This is a genomic window from Brevibacterium sp. HMSC08F02 (genome assembly GCF_001807555.1).
GTDB lineage: Bacteria > Actinomycetota > Actinomycetes > Actinomycetales > Brevibacteriaceae > Brevibacterium > Brevibacterium ravenspurgense.
In genome coordinates, this window is sequence record NZ_KV789367.1 from 9,721 (window position 1) to 25,196 (window position 15,476).

Below are 15,476 nucleotides of genomic sequence, written 5' to 3' on the forward strand. Positions count from 1 at the left end.
CCTGGGAAGGTGAGCGGCACCTCGTACTTTTTAGGACTGGATCAGCGGTGGGACTCGCGGCCGAGTTTCTTCAGAAGCTCAGCTTCGGCATTCGGTCCCGGCTGCACACCGCCGGGCAGGCGGAGCATGAGGGCGACGCCGACAGCCAGCCACAGGCCGAACATCAGCCACGACGGCCATGCAAGCTGAGCCGACCACGGGGTGACCGGCAGGTACAGCACGAACAGGAACAGGCAGAGAACGGCCGAGATGGCACCGATGACGATGCCGCCGTTGCCCTTGCCGCCTACGCGCATGGGGCGTTCCATCTGGGGTTCCTTCTTGCGCAGCTTGATGAATGCAATCGACACAAGGAAGTAGGTGATGACGATCATCGGCGAACCGGCATCGACAACCCAGCCGAGCATTGCCGAACCGAGGAACGGCGCGATAACCGAGAGCGTGCCGATGAACAGCAGAGCGTTGATCGGGGTGCGGTAGGTGGGGTGGATCTTGCCGAACCATGCCGGCAGCATGCCCGACTGAGCAAGTGCCCACATGAGGCGGGATGCTCCCATGAGGAACGCGTTCCAGCTGGTGATGATACCGGCCAGACCGCCGGCGATCACGATCTTGCCCCACGTGGGGTGACCCAGCATGGCCGAAAGAGCATCAGCCGTGACGAGCCCGCCGTCGGCGTTAAGCGCCGCGATGTCGCTGTGGGGCATCGAAATCGAGGTGGTGAAGATGATGACCACGTACCAGGCGGCGGCCATGAGCACGGCCATGACGACGAGCTTGCCGATCTGACGCGGTTTGACGTTGATCTCCTCGGCGGCTTGCGGCAGAACATCGAAGCCGACAAAGAGGAACGGCACGGTGGTCAGCACGAGGGCGAAACCGCTGAAGCCGCCGGAGAACCACGGTTCGACGTGCTTCATGTCGCCGCCGACACCAGCACCGGTGACCAGCAGCAGACCGACGATCAGCAGGAACGACACAACGAACGTCTGGACGAGGGATGCGACCTTCACACCGCGGATGTTGATGTAGGTCAGAATGACCGCGGTGACAACGCCGATGAGCGCCCACGTCAGATACACGTCAAAGCCCGCAACGTTCCACAGGAGGATCTTTTCGATATCCGGCAGCAGGTACAGCGCGGTCTTCGGCACTGCGACGGCTTCGAACATCACCACCGTGATGTAGCCGCCGACAATGCACCACGAACCGATCATCGACAGCTTCGGTCCCATGGCTCGCATGAGGTAGTTGTGCTCACCGCCGGCCAACGGCATAGCGGCCACGAGTTCGGAGTACACAACACCGACGAACGCCATGATGACGCCGCCGCCTGCGAATGCCAGGAGCGCACCCATCGTGCCGGCTTCTTCGATCCAGCCGCCGGCCAGAACAATCCAGCCGAAGCCGATCATGGCGCCGAAGCCCACGAACAGCGCGTCCAGTCGGCCCATGGCCTTTTTGAAAATTGAGTCGTGGGAAACCTCGGTATAGCTTCCCGACTGCTGTCCCGGTGCGTTCATGCTGTCTCCTTTGTCAGCGGCCGCCGCTCGTGTGCGACGAGACTGACTTCTGTGGAACTGTGCACCGCAACAATACGGTCTTTTATGTCGAAATTCACATTGTTTTTACCCAGCATGTTAGAGAACAGGCGGAATCTGCACCGGGATCGAGGTGAATTCCGCAGGGATCAGAGATCCTGCGGCCGAGGTGGTCTGGGGACTTTCGCATAAAGAAAACCGGCGCACAGCAGATGCTGTGCGCCGGCATTTCAGTGGTTCAGATGCCGCGGTAGGTCAGTCGCCGCGGGTGTCCTCCCATTCAGGGCGACGCGCTTCGGGCTTGGTCTCCAGTGCGCACATGATGTAGACGACGATGCTGGCAACAAAGCTGATGAACGTCAGCGCACCGGGGAATCCGGCGTCCTGCAGGCGGCGCCAGGCGACTGACAGCGTCGGGATCAAAGTGGCAAGGCTGAACAGGAATATGAAGCCCCACAGGAGGAACAAGACGATGCCTGTGAGCCCGACGACCGCACCGGCGGCATCGGGGTCTGATGCTGATGCCGCGGCGAACGTGACGATTATCTGAATGGCAAACAACAGCAGGGCTGGAACAAGCATGATGATGCTGTTGATCAGCGCAGGCCACCAGAATTCGGATCTTGAAGCGTATCCGGCGAACCGGAAAGACTTCTTCCAGAAGCGCTTGTACGCCTCCATCATGGAAACGCCGTAGACGGGCTGGCTCAGCGGCAGCGGCACGCCCTTCGCACGGTAGTCATCAGCTGTCAGCAGCTGAGGTGCCGGCTGGCCGTAAGCTGCGTTCGCACCGAACGGGCCGGGCTGGGCAAAGGGGTCCTGCTGGCCGGGCTGACCGTAGCCGCCAGGCTGCTGAGCGCCGGGCTGACCGTAGCCACCGGGCTGGCTGTGGGGTGTCTGTCCGCCGTATGCGCCAGGCTGCGATGGCTGGCTGGGCTGTCCGTACGCACCCGGCTGGCTGGCTGCGCCCTGCTGCTGGCCGTAGTCAGGCTGGTTCGGCTGTCCGTACGCACCCGGCTGGCTGTAGGGGTCCTGCTGACCGTACGGGTCTTGCGGGTTGTTCTGGCCGGCGCCGTTCTGCTGATTGAAGTCCGGATTGTAGGGATCGTTGCTGCCTGGGTAGCTGCTCATAGTCTTTGCTTTCTTAGCTCGCTTGGCGCTCTTGGCCAGTGTGTCGTGCAGTTATCGTAAGGTCAGCGGCCGGAGCGTAACCAGCAACCATTATGCAGATCTCGTCAACCGCGGATTATCAGGCGATGGTCAGCTGTCGGGCCCGCGGGTGCCGGAATCATCATGTTGTCGATCAGGCGGACCGGACCGACGTGAGCGGCAATGAGCGCAAGAGCGGGCAGGTTTTCGGTCACCTCGAGAGTTGCCGGATCGACCAGGGTCAGGTAGTCAAGCGTGACCCCTTCTGTGCTGTCGACCTCTTCCCGCACGCGGTCGAGGTGGAGCTCACCACCGGCCTGAGCGCGTTCGGCTAGCTGGGTGAGTGCGCGGGACAGGACGAGCGCGGTTTCGCTTTCCTCAGGGCTCATCCGCTGGTTGCGGCTGGACATGGCCAGGCCCTTGAGGCTGCGTTCAGTGGGGACGGGCTCGATTTCGACTTCCATGTCGAGGTCAGCAACCATGCGCTTGATGATCATGAGCTGCTGCGCGTCCTTCTGCCCGAAGTAGGCGTGCAGTGTGGCAGGGGAGCTGAAGATGTTGAACAGCTTCGCCACAACCGTTGTCACACCGTCAAAATGGCCGGGCCGTGATGCGCCTTCGAGCACCCTGCCCATACTTCCTGCGGTCACGCGGACCAGGGGACCGTCCGGGTAACCGGGATACATTTCTTCGACGCTGGGGGCGAAGACAAGGTCAACACCGGCACGATCAAGCACCTCGACATCAGCGTCCAGGGTGCGCGGATAGTTGTCGTAGTCCTCAGCATCGTCAAATTGCAGAGGGTTGACGAAGATCGACGCGGCAACCACGGAATTGCCCTGGGCGGCGCGGAACAGCGCTTCGTGCCCCGAATGCAGCGCACCCATCGTGGGGATAAGGCCGACAGTGTCGCCGCCTCGTTCGCGCAGCAGACGCCGCAGGGCAGCGCGCAGCTCTTTTACGGTGCGGGCAACGACAACAGACATACAACCTCCCAGGCACAGCCGGCGTTCAACCAGCCGGACCAATGGTAGACCTGCGGATACAGCGGGTGGGGACAGGCACCTCGGCAGTTTCGCGGCGGTAGGCTGGAAGCATGAGTTTGCCACGCGAAGACGTTGACCCGAACGGCCTGCAGGAATTCTCGGTGGTCTTCACCGACCGGGCCGTCAACCACATGTCCCAGAAGTTCGTCGATGCAATGCAGGAGTTCTACGGCCTGCTGCGCGAAACCTACAATGCAGACGCGGCAGTCGTCGTGCCCGGCAGCGGTTCCTTCGGCATGGAATCGGTGGCCCGCCAGTTCATGGAAGGCCAGCCCACACTGGTCGTGCGCGACGGTTTCTTCAGCTACCGCTGGTCGCAGATCATCGAAATGGGCAAGCTGACCGACCACGAAGTCGTGTCCGCTGTCGCCGCCGATGATTCAGCCACGCCCGGCTTTGCCCCGCCGGCAGTCGACCAGGTGATCGACGCAATTAAGAAGCAGGGTTCCAAAGTCGTTGCCGCAGCACACGTGGAAACCGCATCCGGCATTGTGCTCACTGATGAATACATCAAGGCGCTCGCCGACGCCGTGCACGAACAGGGCGGACTTTTTGTGCTCGACTGCATTGCCTCCGGTGCGCTGTGGGTCGACATGAAGGAACTCGGCGTCGACGTGCTCATCTCTGCACCCCAGAAGGGCTGGAGCGGCTGGCCGGGCATGGGCTACGTCATGCTGAACGAACGTGCGCTCGCCCGGTTGGAGGAAACCGAATCCAGCAGCTTCTCGATGGACCTGAAGAAGTGGCACACCGTTTCGGAAACCTACCGTGCCGGCAAGCACATGTACCACGCGACAATGCCGACGGACGCCATGCTGCACAACCTCGACGTTATGCGCGAAGCCAAGGAGCGCGGGCTGGACAAGATCATGCGCCAGCAGGTCGAACTTGGTGAGCGCGTACGCGTTGGCCTGGCCGAACGCGGCTACAAGTCGGTTGCCGCTGAAGGGTGGGAAGCACCCTCGGTTGTTGTCGTCTACACCGACGACCCGCAGGAGCAGTCCGGTGCGAAGTTCAAGGCCGGTGACCTTCAGGTGGCTTCGGGTGTTCCGCTTCAGGTGGGCGAACCGGAAGGCTTCAGTACGTTCCGCGTGGGACTTTTCGGCCTGGATAAGTGGGACGACGTCGAAGGCACCGTGCAGCGTCTGTTCGACGGAATCGACAAGGCTCTTAAGGCTTAAGGCCAGTCAGGTTTAGGGCCGTTCAGGCCTGAGTTTTCGCGTGTGCGCCGCTGGGTGGCCAGCGGCGCACACGTGTTTTCACACCGTGCCGGTCTCATGCATCTGCGCGATCTGCTCTGCAGTGAATCCGAACTGCGCGAGGACTTCGTCGGTGTGTTCGCCCAGTGCCGGCGGTGCCGTGGCGTCGGCGTTGTCTTCAACGAGCGGGCTGCGGACCATCGGCACCTGCCCGTAGCGGCCTTCGGCTTCGATCTTGATGCCGCGGTGCTTGACCTGCGGGTCTTCGAAGACTTTGTCCATCGTGTTGATCGGTCCGAACGGCACACCGGCCTCGTCAAGCACGTGCGTCCAGTAGTCCATCGGCTTCTGCTTCATGATCTGCGCGACGATGGGGCGCAGTTCGCCGATCAGCCGAATGCGGTCGCGGTTGTACTGGAAGCGGTCGTCACCGCGCAGCAGCTCGAAGTCTGGCAGTTCTGTCAGACGGCGGTACTGTTCGTCGTTGCCAACCCCCAGGATCATGTGCCCGTCTGCGACTTCGAAGACGTCGTACGGGGCGACGTTGGGGTGCGAGGTGCCGGTCTGGGTTGGCGGGACACCGCCGACCAGGTAGTTGGATGCCTGGTTTGCGTTGAGTGCAACCGAAACATCGGCCAGGGTGACGTCGATCTGCTGGCCCTTGCCGGTGCGTTCGCGTTCGTGCAGGGCCGCAAGGATTGCGGTTGTGGCGTACATGCCGGTCATGAGGTCGATGATGGCAACACCGGCGCGGATGGGGCCGGCGCCTTCTTCGCCCTTGGCGCGGCCGGTGTAGCTCATAAAGCCGCTCATGCCCTGGAACACGTAGTCATAGCCGGGGTTTTCAGCCTTCGGGCCGGTGGGGCCGTAGCCGGTAATGGACACCCAGATGAGTTCGGGGTTGATTTCGCGCAGAGTGTCGTAGTCCAAGCCCAGCCGGGCAAGGGATCCGGTCTTGTAGTTCTCAACAACGACATCGGCGTTCTTGGCCAGCCGTTTGATGACGTCTTTGCCCTCTTCGGAGCGGAAGTTGACGGTGATGGACTTCTTGTTGCGGTTGGCCGCAATGTAGTAGGCCGAGTAGCCGTCTTCGGGTGTTGTGCCTTCGAGGTAGGGAGGACCCCAGCTGCGAGTGTCATCGCCGGGACCGGGCCGTTCGACCTTGATGACGTCGGCTCCCAGGTCGGCAAGGTTCTGGGTGCACCACGGGCCTGCCAGCACGCGGGAAAGGTCGAGAACTGTGATGTCCTGCAGTGAATTCTTCATCCGGCCTAACACTCCTTAGCTCTGCGGCCTAAGCTGTCGCAGTCCGCATCGTCGCGGCTCGCGATGTCCGCCCCCATCGTATGTGGTGGCGTGGATCACCTCCCGGCGGGTGTGCTGAATGTCCCGGCGCAGGTTGGTGAAAGCATCGGCGCGGATGAACTGCCGGTGCTCAGCCCCGGTGAGCCTTCAGCTTTTCCACGAGCATGTCGATGGCGTGATCCGGTGTGTCCCACGCGCACATGAAGCGGTAGCCGCTGGGCACGGCCGGCCAGGCGTAGAACAGGAGGCCTTCAGCCTGCGCAGCCTGTGCGACGTGCGGATCGATCTGTGCGATGACAGTGTTCGCATGCACGTTCATGGGCACTGTGAATCCGGCGGCGGACAGTTTGTCTGCCAGCTGGGCGGCCTGCCGATTGGCGTGCTGGGCATTGCGCTGCCAGAGGTCGCCTTCAAACATGGCCAGCAGCTGTGCCGACTGGTAGCGAGCCTTTGAGGACAGCTGCAGCAGCACTTTGTGCAGGTATTCAATGCCGGAGACCTGTTCGGGCTGGAGCACCACCACGGCTTCTGCGTTCATGGCGCCGTTCTTCGTGGCGCCGAGTGACACGATGTCGGCCCCGGCGGTCATGTCCGGAAGCTGGGCCTCACAGCCGACTGCTGCATTGGCCAACCGTGATCCGTCCAGGTGCACGGCCATGTCGAGTTCATGAGCGGTGTGGGCAATCGCCTGGAATTCATCCGGCGAATACACGGTGCCCAGTTCGGTGGAGTTGCTCAGCGACACCGCGCAGCTTTGGGATTCGTGAATGAACGCGCGGTTCGATGCGGCCGCCCGCACGCCCTCCGGGGTGATCTTGCCGGCTTCTGCCTGCGCGGGCAGGATCTTCAGTCCGGCAGTGATTTCCGGAGCGCCGGTTTCGTCGGAGTTGATGTGTGCGCTGGGTGCCGCAATCACACTGCCCCAGCGCGGAACAACAGCTGACAGGGACAGCAGATTGGCGCCCGTTCCGTTGAACACGGGGTAGATGAGGGCCTGCTGGCCGAAGGTGTCGCGCGCCCAGTCGCGCAGCCGCACGGTGTAGGGGTCGTCACCGTAGGCGGGCACGTGTCCGCCGCTGACCCGCGTGAGCGCTTCAAGAACTTCCGGGTGCGCTCCGGCGTAGTTGTCCGACCCGAAGTGGTAGACGCTCGGGTCGTGGGATTTAAGTTCGGGAGTGTTGGATTCAGTCATGTGGGCCTTGGGATTGCTCGTAAAATTACTCGAGGAAGCTGTGTTCTTCGGACGGGAAGACGCCGTCGGCGACTTCGGAGGCGTATTCGACCGCGGCTTCGCGCAGCAGCGAACGGGCGTCAGCGTACTTCTTGGTGAATCGCGGTGTGCGGCCTGAGCCCATGCCCGCGAAGTCGGTCCAGACGAGCACCTGTGCATCGCAGTCCGGTCCCGCGCCGATCCCCACGGTGGGAATGTGCAGCGCTTCTGTTACGGCGCGGGCTGCGGCCACCGGCACCATTTCCAGGACAACTGCGAACGCACCGGCATCCTGCAGCGCCAGGGCGTCGTCAACGAGCTTCTGCACTGCGGCGTCACCGCGGCCCTGGACGCGGTAGCCGCCCAGGCCGTGTTCAGACTGCGGGGTGAAGCCCAGGTGCGCCATGACGGGGATGCCGGCGTCGGTGAGCAGTTTGACGGTGGGCGCCATCTGCACGCCGCCTTCGAGTTTGACCGCGTGGGCGAGCCCTTCTTTCATGAGCCGCACAGCGGAATGGAAGCCCTGTTCGGGGCTGGCCCCGTAGGACCCGAAGGGCAGATCCGCGACAACCAGTGTGTGGGGTGCGGCTTCGACGACGGCGCGTGTCAGCGGGATCATCTGGTCGAGTGTGACGGGCAGAGTGGTGGAGTACCCGTACACATTGTTGCCCGCGGAATCGCCGACGAGCAGAGCGGGAATCCCGGCTTCGTCGAAAATGCTGGCCGTGAATTGGTCGTAGGACGTGAGCATGGCCCACTTCTGACCGGCGTCCTTCATGCGCTGCAGGTGCACAATCCGGGTGCGCCGACGCGGCTTCTGCGCACTGTCGGATGAGGGCGAACCGCCTTCTGTCGAGGCGCCGTCCGGCTGATGCTGCTGACTTGCGGGGGTCGTGGGCCGGCTGCCGTAGGGATTCGGCTGTTCTTCTGCGCTCTGAGCGTTCATGGCCCTAACCATAGTCGGGGGGTCTGACATGGTTCAGCGTCTGACGTGCACTGAGATGCGCGGCACGATCCGCGCCTGAGAGCCTGCCCCTTTGCCCCGGCGGCAGCTTGCCGGAATGATAGGCAAAGATCCCACGGGACCTAAGCTCCGCCTCGTGATTTCGGCGGCCCGGAAACCCGGGCCCACTCCCGCGACAGGCGCGTGGAAGCGTGCGAAAGGACAGTATGAACAACGACGGCGTCAAGACCGGCTGGCGCAATTACCGGTTCCCCATCTTCGTGTTATCGGGGATTATCCTCGGCGCGATCATCGGGCTGGTGTTCGGTGAGCGGGCGGTTGTTCTCAAGCCCCTGGGCACGCTGTTCATCAACTTCATGTTCACGCTCGTGGTGCCGATGGTGTTCTTTTCGATCGGCTCCGCCGTGGCGAACATGGATTCGGCTAAGCGTCTGGGCAAGATCATGGGCTCGATGATGGCGGTGTTCATCAGCACCGGCATTGTCGCGTCGATTGTCATGCTGGCAGCGCTGGGCATTTTCCGGCCGTTCGAGGGGCTGACGGTCAGCATGGACGAAAAGCCCGATGCCGGCGAAGAGATCTCGCTGGGCGATCAGATGGTCGGCGCGTTCACGGTCGATGACTTCAGCAAGATCCTGTCGGCCGAAAGCATGCTGCCGCTCATCATCTTCGCGGTGCTCGTGGGTCTGTCGTGCGGCTCGATCGGCAGGCTGGGCCAGCCGTTCAAGGCGTTTCTCAATTCCGGCAACGAAGTCTTCATGAAGCTCACGAGCCTCGTGATGTTCTACGCCCCCATCGGCCTGGGCGCCTACTTTGCAGCGCTGGTCGGTGAGCTCGGTCCGCAGCTGGTCGGCGGCTACGTTAAGGCTTTCGCCGTGTACTACCCGGTGGCGATTGTCTACTTCTTTGCGGCTTTCACTCTGTATTCCCTGCTGGCGGGCGGTGTCCCGGCTATGCGCCGCATGTGGCGCAACATTCTGGAGCCGGCTGCGGTGTCGTTGGGCACGGGCAGCTCGGTTGCGTCGATTCCGGCGAACCTGCGCGCGGCCAAGCGGATCGGTGTTCCGCAGGACGTGCGCGAAACCATCATTCCGATCGGCGCGACGATCCACATGGAGGGTTCGTGCCTGTCGGCGATTCTCAAGATCGCGTTCCTGTTCGCCGTGTTTGAGCGCGACCTCTTCACTCCGCAGGCGCTGCTCATCGCGATTCTCATTGCCCTGCTGTCGGGAATGGTCATGTCCGGTGTTCCGTCGGGTGGTTTCCTCGGTGAGCTCATGATCATCACCATGTACGGCTTCCCGCCGGCTGCTCTGCCGGTCATTTCAGTGATTGGCACCGTGGTCGACCCGCCGGCCACCACGGTCAACGCGGCCGGCGACAACGTGTCGTCAATGCTGGTGGCACGGGTTGTCGACGGCAAGGACTGGATGAATAAGAAGGACCGGACGGAGGTTGCCGAGGCGCCGGACGCCTGACCGTTTTCTTGCCCATTTTGGGCCGCCGTCAGCAGGGTGCTGCACACTCTCGTGAGGTGGCTGTGTGACCCACCGCGCACATTTTTGGTGGTTTGCGTCACACGATGTAAGGTTCTGCCATTCCTTTCAGAGTAAATGCTCAGAAAACACACATACTCACGGAGAACATGATGGTTGATGCGATTAACACCTTCTTAGTTGCGGTCAAGGATTTGGTGTGGGGACCCTTCCTGCTTATTCCCCTGCTGCTCGGCACCGGTCTGTACCTGACCATCCGCCTGGGTGGTCTGCAGTTCGTCAAGCTGATCCCGGCAATGAACCTGGGTCTGATCAAGCGTCGCGACAAGGGCGAAGAGGAAGGCGATATTTCGCAGTTCCAGGCGCTGACCACCGCGCTTGCGGCAACCGTCGGCACGGGCAACATCGTCGGTGTTGCAACGGCCCTGAGCATTGGCGGTCCCGGTGCTCTGTTCTGGATGTGGATAACCGGCCTGGTCGGTATGGTCACCAAGTACGCCGAAGCGTTCCTCGCAGTGCGCTTCCGCACCACTGACACCGCCGGTGAGAAGAGCGGTGGCCCCCAGTACTACCTGGAGCGCGGCATCAAGGGCCCGCTGGGCAAGGTTCTCGGCCTGTCGTTTGCCATCTTCGCCGCGGTTGCCTGCTTCGGCATCGGCAACCTCACGCAGGGCAACTCGATTGCTTCGAACGTTGAGAACTCCTGGCACGTGCCCACCTGGGTCACCGGTCTGGTTCTGACCGTTCTGGCCCTGGTTGTTCTGGTCGGCGGCATTCGCTCGATCGGTTCGGTCACCTCGGCTCTCGTGCCGGTCATGATCGTCTTCTACGTCGGCGCTGCCATCTACATCCTCATTGCGAACATTTCGGGTCTCCCGGCTGCTTTCGGTGAAATCTTCCGAGGTGCCTTCTCCGGTACCGCTGCCGCAGGCGGCTTTGCTGGTTCGGTCATCCTGGTTGTCATCCAGATGGGTGTTGCCCGCGGTCTGTTCTCGAACGAATCCGGTCTGGGTTCGGCGCCGATTGCCGCCGCTGCCGCCAAGACGACGCACCCGGTGCGTCAGGGTCTGGTTTCGATGACCCAGACCTTCATTGACACGATCATCGTTGTGACCTTCACCGGTCTGGTCATCATCACCACCGGTGTGTGGAAGGCAACAGACGAAGCCGGTGAGCAGATCTCGGCATCGCTCATGACCGGTGAGGCCTTCACCTTCGGTCTGCCCGGCCAGTGGGGTCATTGGATCGTCACGGTCGGCCTGGTTCTGTTCGCCTTCTCGACCATCCTCGGCTGGTCCTACTACGGCGAGCGCAACCTTGAGCGCCTGTTCGGCCGCCGCGCGGTTGTTCCGTTCCGCATCCTCTTTTCGCTGGTCGTGTTCGTCGGCTGCACCACGGAGCTCGAGGTCGTGTGGAACTTCTCCGACGTGGCCAACGGCCTCATGGCTCTGCCGAACCTCATCGGCATCCTGATCCTGTCGGGTCTCATTGCTCGCGAAACCCGCCACTACCTCAAGCACGACCCCAAGCTGGTCGCTTCGAAGGAAGAAATCGAAGCCTTCATGGCCGACCAGCCGGGTTGGGCCGAATGGAAGGCGGGCAACCGCGTAGGTTCTTCGCGCGGCTGAGTGCCGTGTCAGTGGGCAGTGACATGATGGGTTCATGCGAACACCGCGCCTGTTGCTGCCCGCTGTTGCCTACCGGGACCTGACCTCACGCTTCGATTCCGGTGCGCTCAACCGCGGTATTGCCTACGCGCAGGAACAGCGCTTGGCAGCGGTGTCGTGGTTTGCCGACGACAGCGTGATCGAAGCCGAGGTTGTCGGCACTGATTCCTATTCCGTACACGTTGAGCTCGCGGGGGCTTCTGCTCCCCGCGAGCTCGACCTTTTGGATTTGCCCATGCCTGCACGCAGCCGGGCTGAAGAACTCCAGTGGTTCACTCCCACAGCGTGCATGTGCACCTGCCCAGTGGGCAGGGACTGCAAACACGCGGCAGCGCTTCTGCGCTGGACTACTTCGCTGGCCAGCGTCCAGAAGTTTGGGGGAGTGGGCCACCTGTCGCCATTGGCGAGTGCTGACCTGAGCTTCGTCGCGGACTGCGTCGAAAAGTCCACGGGACACATTGACGAACTTGACGTTCCCATTCGCCAGCTGGCCCCCGTTCCACATGATCGGCGCACCACTCCGGCGTGCGAAAACCCCGTCGGCTGGCCCACGGGTCTCAGCGGACCCGGGCAGACAGCGGAAGTCGACTCCACCTCGGCGGCTTGGGGTGGGGAGCCAGTCCTAGTTGAGGACGGCGGAGAAGTCGATCCCGACCTTCTGTTTACCGACCTGCCGACCGAAGACCCCGTGCGCGCACCCGAACCGCAGTGGCGGCAGGCCTTGCGGTTCCTCCAAGCGCCGGAAGCTCCGGCGCGCGGCGGTCTGGCCATTGCCTTTGAACTGCAGCGGCGCATCAGCTGGTTCGAACAGCGGGCTGGTGGCGGGACCTCGGTGTCTGCCGAGGATGCCCTGGACCCCAATGTGCAGCTGGTCATCCGTCCCATGCGGCGCGGCCAGCGCGATGCCTGGATCAAAGGCGGGCTGACCTGGCGCTCGCTTATGTCCGGCGGTGATCCTGGGCTCGACCCCGAACAGGCCACAATTCTGGGGCAGATCTACCGTCTGCACCTGTCCGAAGGTGTGGGCCGGGCCATGCGGGAAGATCACATCGATCTGGCAGACACCGGCAGCAGGCTCATGTGGGAACTGCTGGAGAGCGCCCTGCAGACCGGGGTCGAATTCATTGGACTGGCCCCGATTGAATCGGTCCGTTGGGGAGGTACGGCTTCGACTGAATTCTCCATTGCCAGCGCGGAGGGCACGCGGGCACACGGCGGGCTGCAGCTGACACCCGCCCTCAGCATTGACGGTGAACCCGTCCGGCGGCCCAAGTTCTTAGGACCGTACGCGCTTGCCGACATTGTTCTTCCCGGTGATGGGGCAGATGAGGGTGGTCACGGATCCGGTGCTGCGGGTGGTTCTGGTGTTCGTGTTCGCATTGCGCGTTTAGACCGTCCGGCGCACGAAGGCCTGCAGAGGCTGCTGCTGTCCGACGGCTTCAGTGTGCCCGCTGAGGATCGGCAGGAGTTCTTCGATGAGGGTCTGACCGTGCTGAGTCAGTCGGCTGCCGTAGTGAGCGCGGATTCCTCGGTGGAACTGCCGGACTCGACAACCCCGCAGCTGAACCTCACGGCCTCTTTCACCGGCGATCACGTCGACCTTTCGTGGCAGTGGCGGTATCGGATGCCCAATCGGCGTCTGCCGCTCAACCCACCCGCCGGCAGTGGGGCTGGCGGTGCTGCCGGAGGTGCTTCCGGCGGTGCCGGAGGCGCCGGAGGTGCCGGTGCCAGCGGGCAGCGCAATATCGAGGCTGAACGCGACATCCTCGTGGAAGTCCACCGGCAGTGGCCCGATCAGGCGCGCGAAGACACGTTGTCTTTTGACGGTGTTGAAGCCGCCCAGTTCACGGCCGAAGTTCTGCCGCAGCTGGAAGAATCGCCGCTCATCGAGGTGTCGGTTTTCGGCACACGGCCCGATTACGTGCACATTGAGGGAACACCGAATGTCAGTGCGGTGGTCAATGAGCGCAACGACTGGTTCGACCTCGCCATGTCAGTGCACGTGGGCGATCGCGAACTTCCCTTCGCCACGGTGTTCACGGCGCTCGCCCGCGGACAAGACGCTGTGCTCATGCCGGATAAGTCCTACCTCAAATTGGACCACCCGGTATTCGACAAGCTGCGCGACCTCATCCGCGAAGCAACGGTCCTGCAGGAATGGTCGCCCACCAAACAGCGCATCGACAAACACCAGGTGGGTCAGTTCAAAGCGCTCGAAGACATCGCGGACACCATTGAAGGCGACACTGAATGGTTTGAGCGCATTCGCGCGCTCGCCCAAGTGGACGAACTTCCGACCGCCCCGCTGCCTGCGGGGCTGAAAGCCACACTGCGCGATTACCAGCGCGAAGGCTTCCAGTGGCTGAGCTTCTTGTACGGGGCTGGTCTCGGCGGAATCCTCGCTGATGACATGGGCTTGGGCAAAACCATTCAAACGCTCGCGCTCATTGCCCACGCCCGCGAAACCGCGGCGGGTGCGGTGGCAGAGACCCCTGCCGGCACCTCGGCCCCGGCAGGCACAGACCACCCGGCAGAGGCAGACGACCGGGCCGGCTCCTCGGCCCCGTTCCTGGTGGTGGCGCCGTCATCGGTTGTGGGCGTGTGGCAGGCGGAAGCCGCCCGGTTCACCCCCGGGCTCGATGTGCGGGTGGTCAGCCAGACCAGCAAGAAACGTGGAACTTCGCTGGAAGAAGCGCGCAGCGGCGCGGATGTCATTGTCACGTCCTACACCCTCATGCGGCGCGATTCCGAAGAATACACGAAGCTGCCGTGGGCCGGTGCGGTGTTTGACGAAGCGCAGGCGGTCAAGAATCGGCAGTCCAAGGGCTTTGGTGCGGCCTCAAAGATTCAGGCGCCGTTTCGCCTGGTCATCACGGGTACGCCCATGGAAAACGCGCTAGCTGATTTCTGGTCGCTGCTGCGGATTGCGGTGCCGGGGCTCGTGGGGCCCTATCGGCGGTTCAACGAGGAGTTCGCCAAGCCGATCGAATCCGGTGAAGCCCCAGAGCGCATGCTTCTGCTGCGGCAGACGGTGCGGCCTTTCATGCTGCGGCGCACCAAGGAGCTCGTGGCGAAAGACCTTCCGGAAAAGCAGGAGTCGATTATCAGCGTCGAACTCACTCCCGCACACGCCAAGGCGTACAACACGCTTCTGCAGCGTGAGCGCAAAAAGGTTCTGCGGCTGTTGGACGACATGGATGTTGACGGCAACCGGATGACGGTTTTCCGGTCGCTCACGCTGCTGCGGATGATGGCGCTCGACCCGGCGATTGTCGAAGGCGGCAGCTATTCATCGATCGAATCGTCGAAAATGCAGACACTCCTTGAATCCCTGGGCCGGGTGATCGACGAGGGTCACCGGGTGATCGTGTTCAGCCAGTTCACGTCGTTCCTGCAGCGCATTTCGGACGAACTCACTTCCCGAGGTGCCGCCCACCTGTATCTGGACGGCTCGGTTCCCATGAGCGAACGAGCGGATTTGGTGACGGCGTTTCAGGAGGGCAGGGCGCCGGTGTTCCTCATATCGCTCAAAGCCGGAGGAGCTGGGCTTACGCTTACCGCCGCTGACTACGTGTTCATCATGGACCCGTGGTGGAACCCGGCAGCCGAAGCGCAGGCGGTCGACCGCGCTCACCGCATCGGGCAGGACAAAAAGGTCATGGTCTACCGGCTGGTGGCGCAGGGGACAATCGAAGAAAAGGTTGTCGACCTGCAGCAGCGCAAGGCGCGTCTGTTTGATTCACTCATGGACGGCGGAGCGGGCTTTGCACGCGGAATCTCCGCGGATGACCTGCGGGAGCTGTTTGGTGGGGGCGATGCTTAGGCGGCAGCCGGCAGGCACCTCGTTAGCCCAGGCGTTTTCCCTTCAGACCGCAGCGGATGGAATAAGCCGCTTGGAT

10 protein-coding genes are annotated in these 15,476 nt (G+C 62.6%); 4 read left to right on the top strand and 6 right to left on the bottom strand.

The window, feature by feature from the left end; translation table 11 throughout:
• Positions 1-41: 41 nt before the first annotated feature.
• From HMPREF3172_RS09540 to panC, 3 genes are all read right to left on the bottom strand, one after another.
• Entirely contained in the window at positions 42-1,523 is a 1,482-nt protein-coding gene (locus HMPREF3172_RS09540) for an APC family permease (RefSeq protein ID WP_070517077.1), read from the bottom strand.
• A gap of 273 nt (positions 1,524-1,796) precedes the next feature.
• Positions 1,797-2,672 (bottom strand): DUF805 domain-containing protein, encoded by an 876-nt coding sequence (locus HMPREF3172_RS09545; RefSeq protein WP_070517079.1) that lies wholly within the window; start codon positions 2,670-2,672, stop codon positions 1,797-1,799.
• A gap of 104 nt (positions 2,673-2,776) precedes the next feature.
• On the bottom strand, positions 2,777-3,676 hold the full coding sequence (gene panC, locus HMPREF3172_RS09550; protein ID WP_070517081.1) for a pantoate--beta-alanine ligase: 900 nt from the start codon (positions 3,674-3,676) through the stop codon (positions 2,777-2,779).
• 110 nt (positions 3,677-3,786) lie between these two features.
• Here panC and HMPREF3172_RS09555 point away from each other — a divergent pair, with 110 nt between their 5' ends.
• Entirely contained in the window at positions 3,787-4,917 is a 1,131-nt protein-coding gene (locus HMPREF3172_RS09555) for an aminotransferase class V-fold PLP-dependent enzyme (protein WP_070517083.1), read from the top strand.
• 78 nt (positions 4,918-4,995) lie between these two features.
• Here the strand turns inward: HMPREF3172_RS09555 and HMPREF3172_RS09560 are convergent, their stop codons facing one another.
• From HMPREF3172_RS09560 to panB, 3 genes are all read right to left on the bottom strand, one after another.
• Positions 4,996-6,201 (bottom strand): CaiB/BaiF CoA transferase family protein, encoded by a 1,206-nt coding sequence (locus HMPREF3172_RS09560; RefSeq protein ID WP_070517085.1) that lies wholly within the window; start codon positions 6,199-6,201, stop codon positions 4,996-4,998.
• A 169-nt stretch (positions 6,202-6,370) separates the two neighbouring features.
• Positions 6,371-7,432 (bottom strand): threonine aldolase family protein, encoded by a 1,062-nt coding sequence (locus HMPREF3172_RS09565; RefSeq protein WP_070517087.1) that lies wholly within the window; start codon positions 7,430-7,432, stop codon positions 6,371-6,373.
• Between the two features lie 25 nt (positions 7,433-7,457).
• Positions 7,458-8,396: a 3-methyl-2-oxobutanoate hydroxymethyltransferase gene (panB, locus tag HMPREF3172_RS09570; protein WP_070517089.1), complete on the bottom strand. Its 939-nt coding sequence runs from the start codon at positions 8,394-8,396 to the stop codon at positions 7,458-7,460.
• A 224-nt stretch (positions 8,397-8,620) separates the two neighbouring features.
• On the opposite strand from panB, the gene HMPREF3172_RS09575 reads away from it, so the two are divergent.
• From HMPREF3172_RS09575 to HMPREF3172_RS09585, 3 genes are all read left to right on the top strand, one after another.
• Complete coding sequence (locus HMPREF3172_RS09575) at positions 8,621-9,892, top strand: dicarboxylate/amino acid:cation symporter (protein WP_070517091.1); 1,272 nt, start codon at positions 8,621-8,623, stop codon at positions 9,890-9,892.
• 170 nt (positions 9,893-10,062) lie between these two features.
• On the top strand, positions 10,063-11,538 hold the full coding sequence (locus tag HMPREF3172_RS09580; protein ID WP_070517093.1) for an alanine/glycine:cation symporter family protein: 1,476 nt from the start codon (positions 10,063-10,065) through the stop codon (positions 11,536-11,538).
• A gap of 34 nt (positions 11,539-11,572) precedes the next feature.
• Positions 11,573-15,400: a DEAD/DEAH box helicase gene (locus HMPREF3172_RS09585; RefSeq protein ID WP_141741629.1), complete on the top strand. Its 3,828-nt coding sequence runs from the start codon at positions 11,573-11,575 to the stop codon at positions 15,398-15,400.
• Positions 15,401-15,476 lie beyond the last annotated feature (76 nt).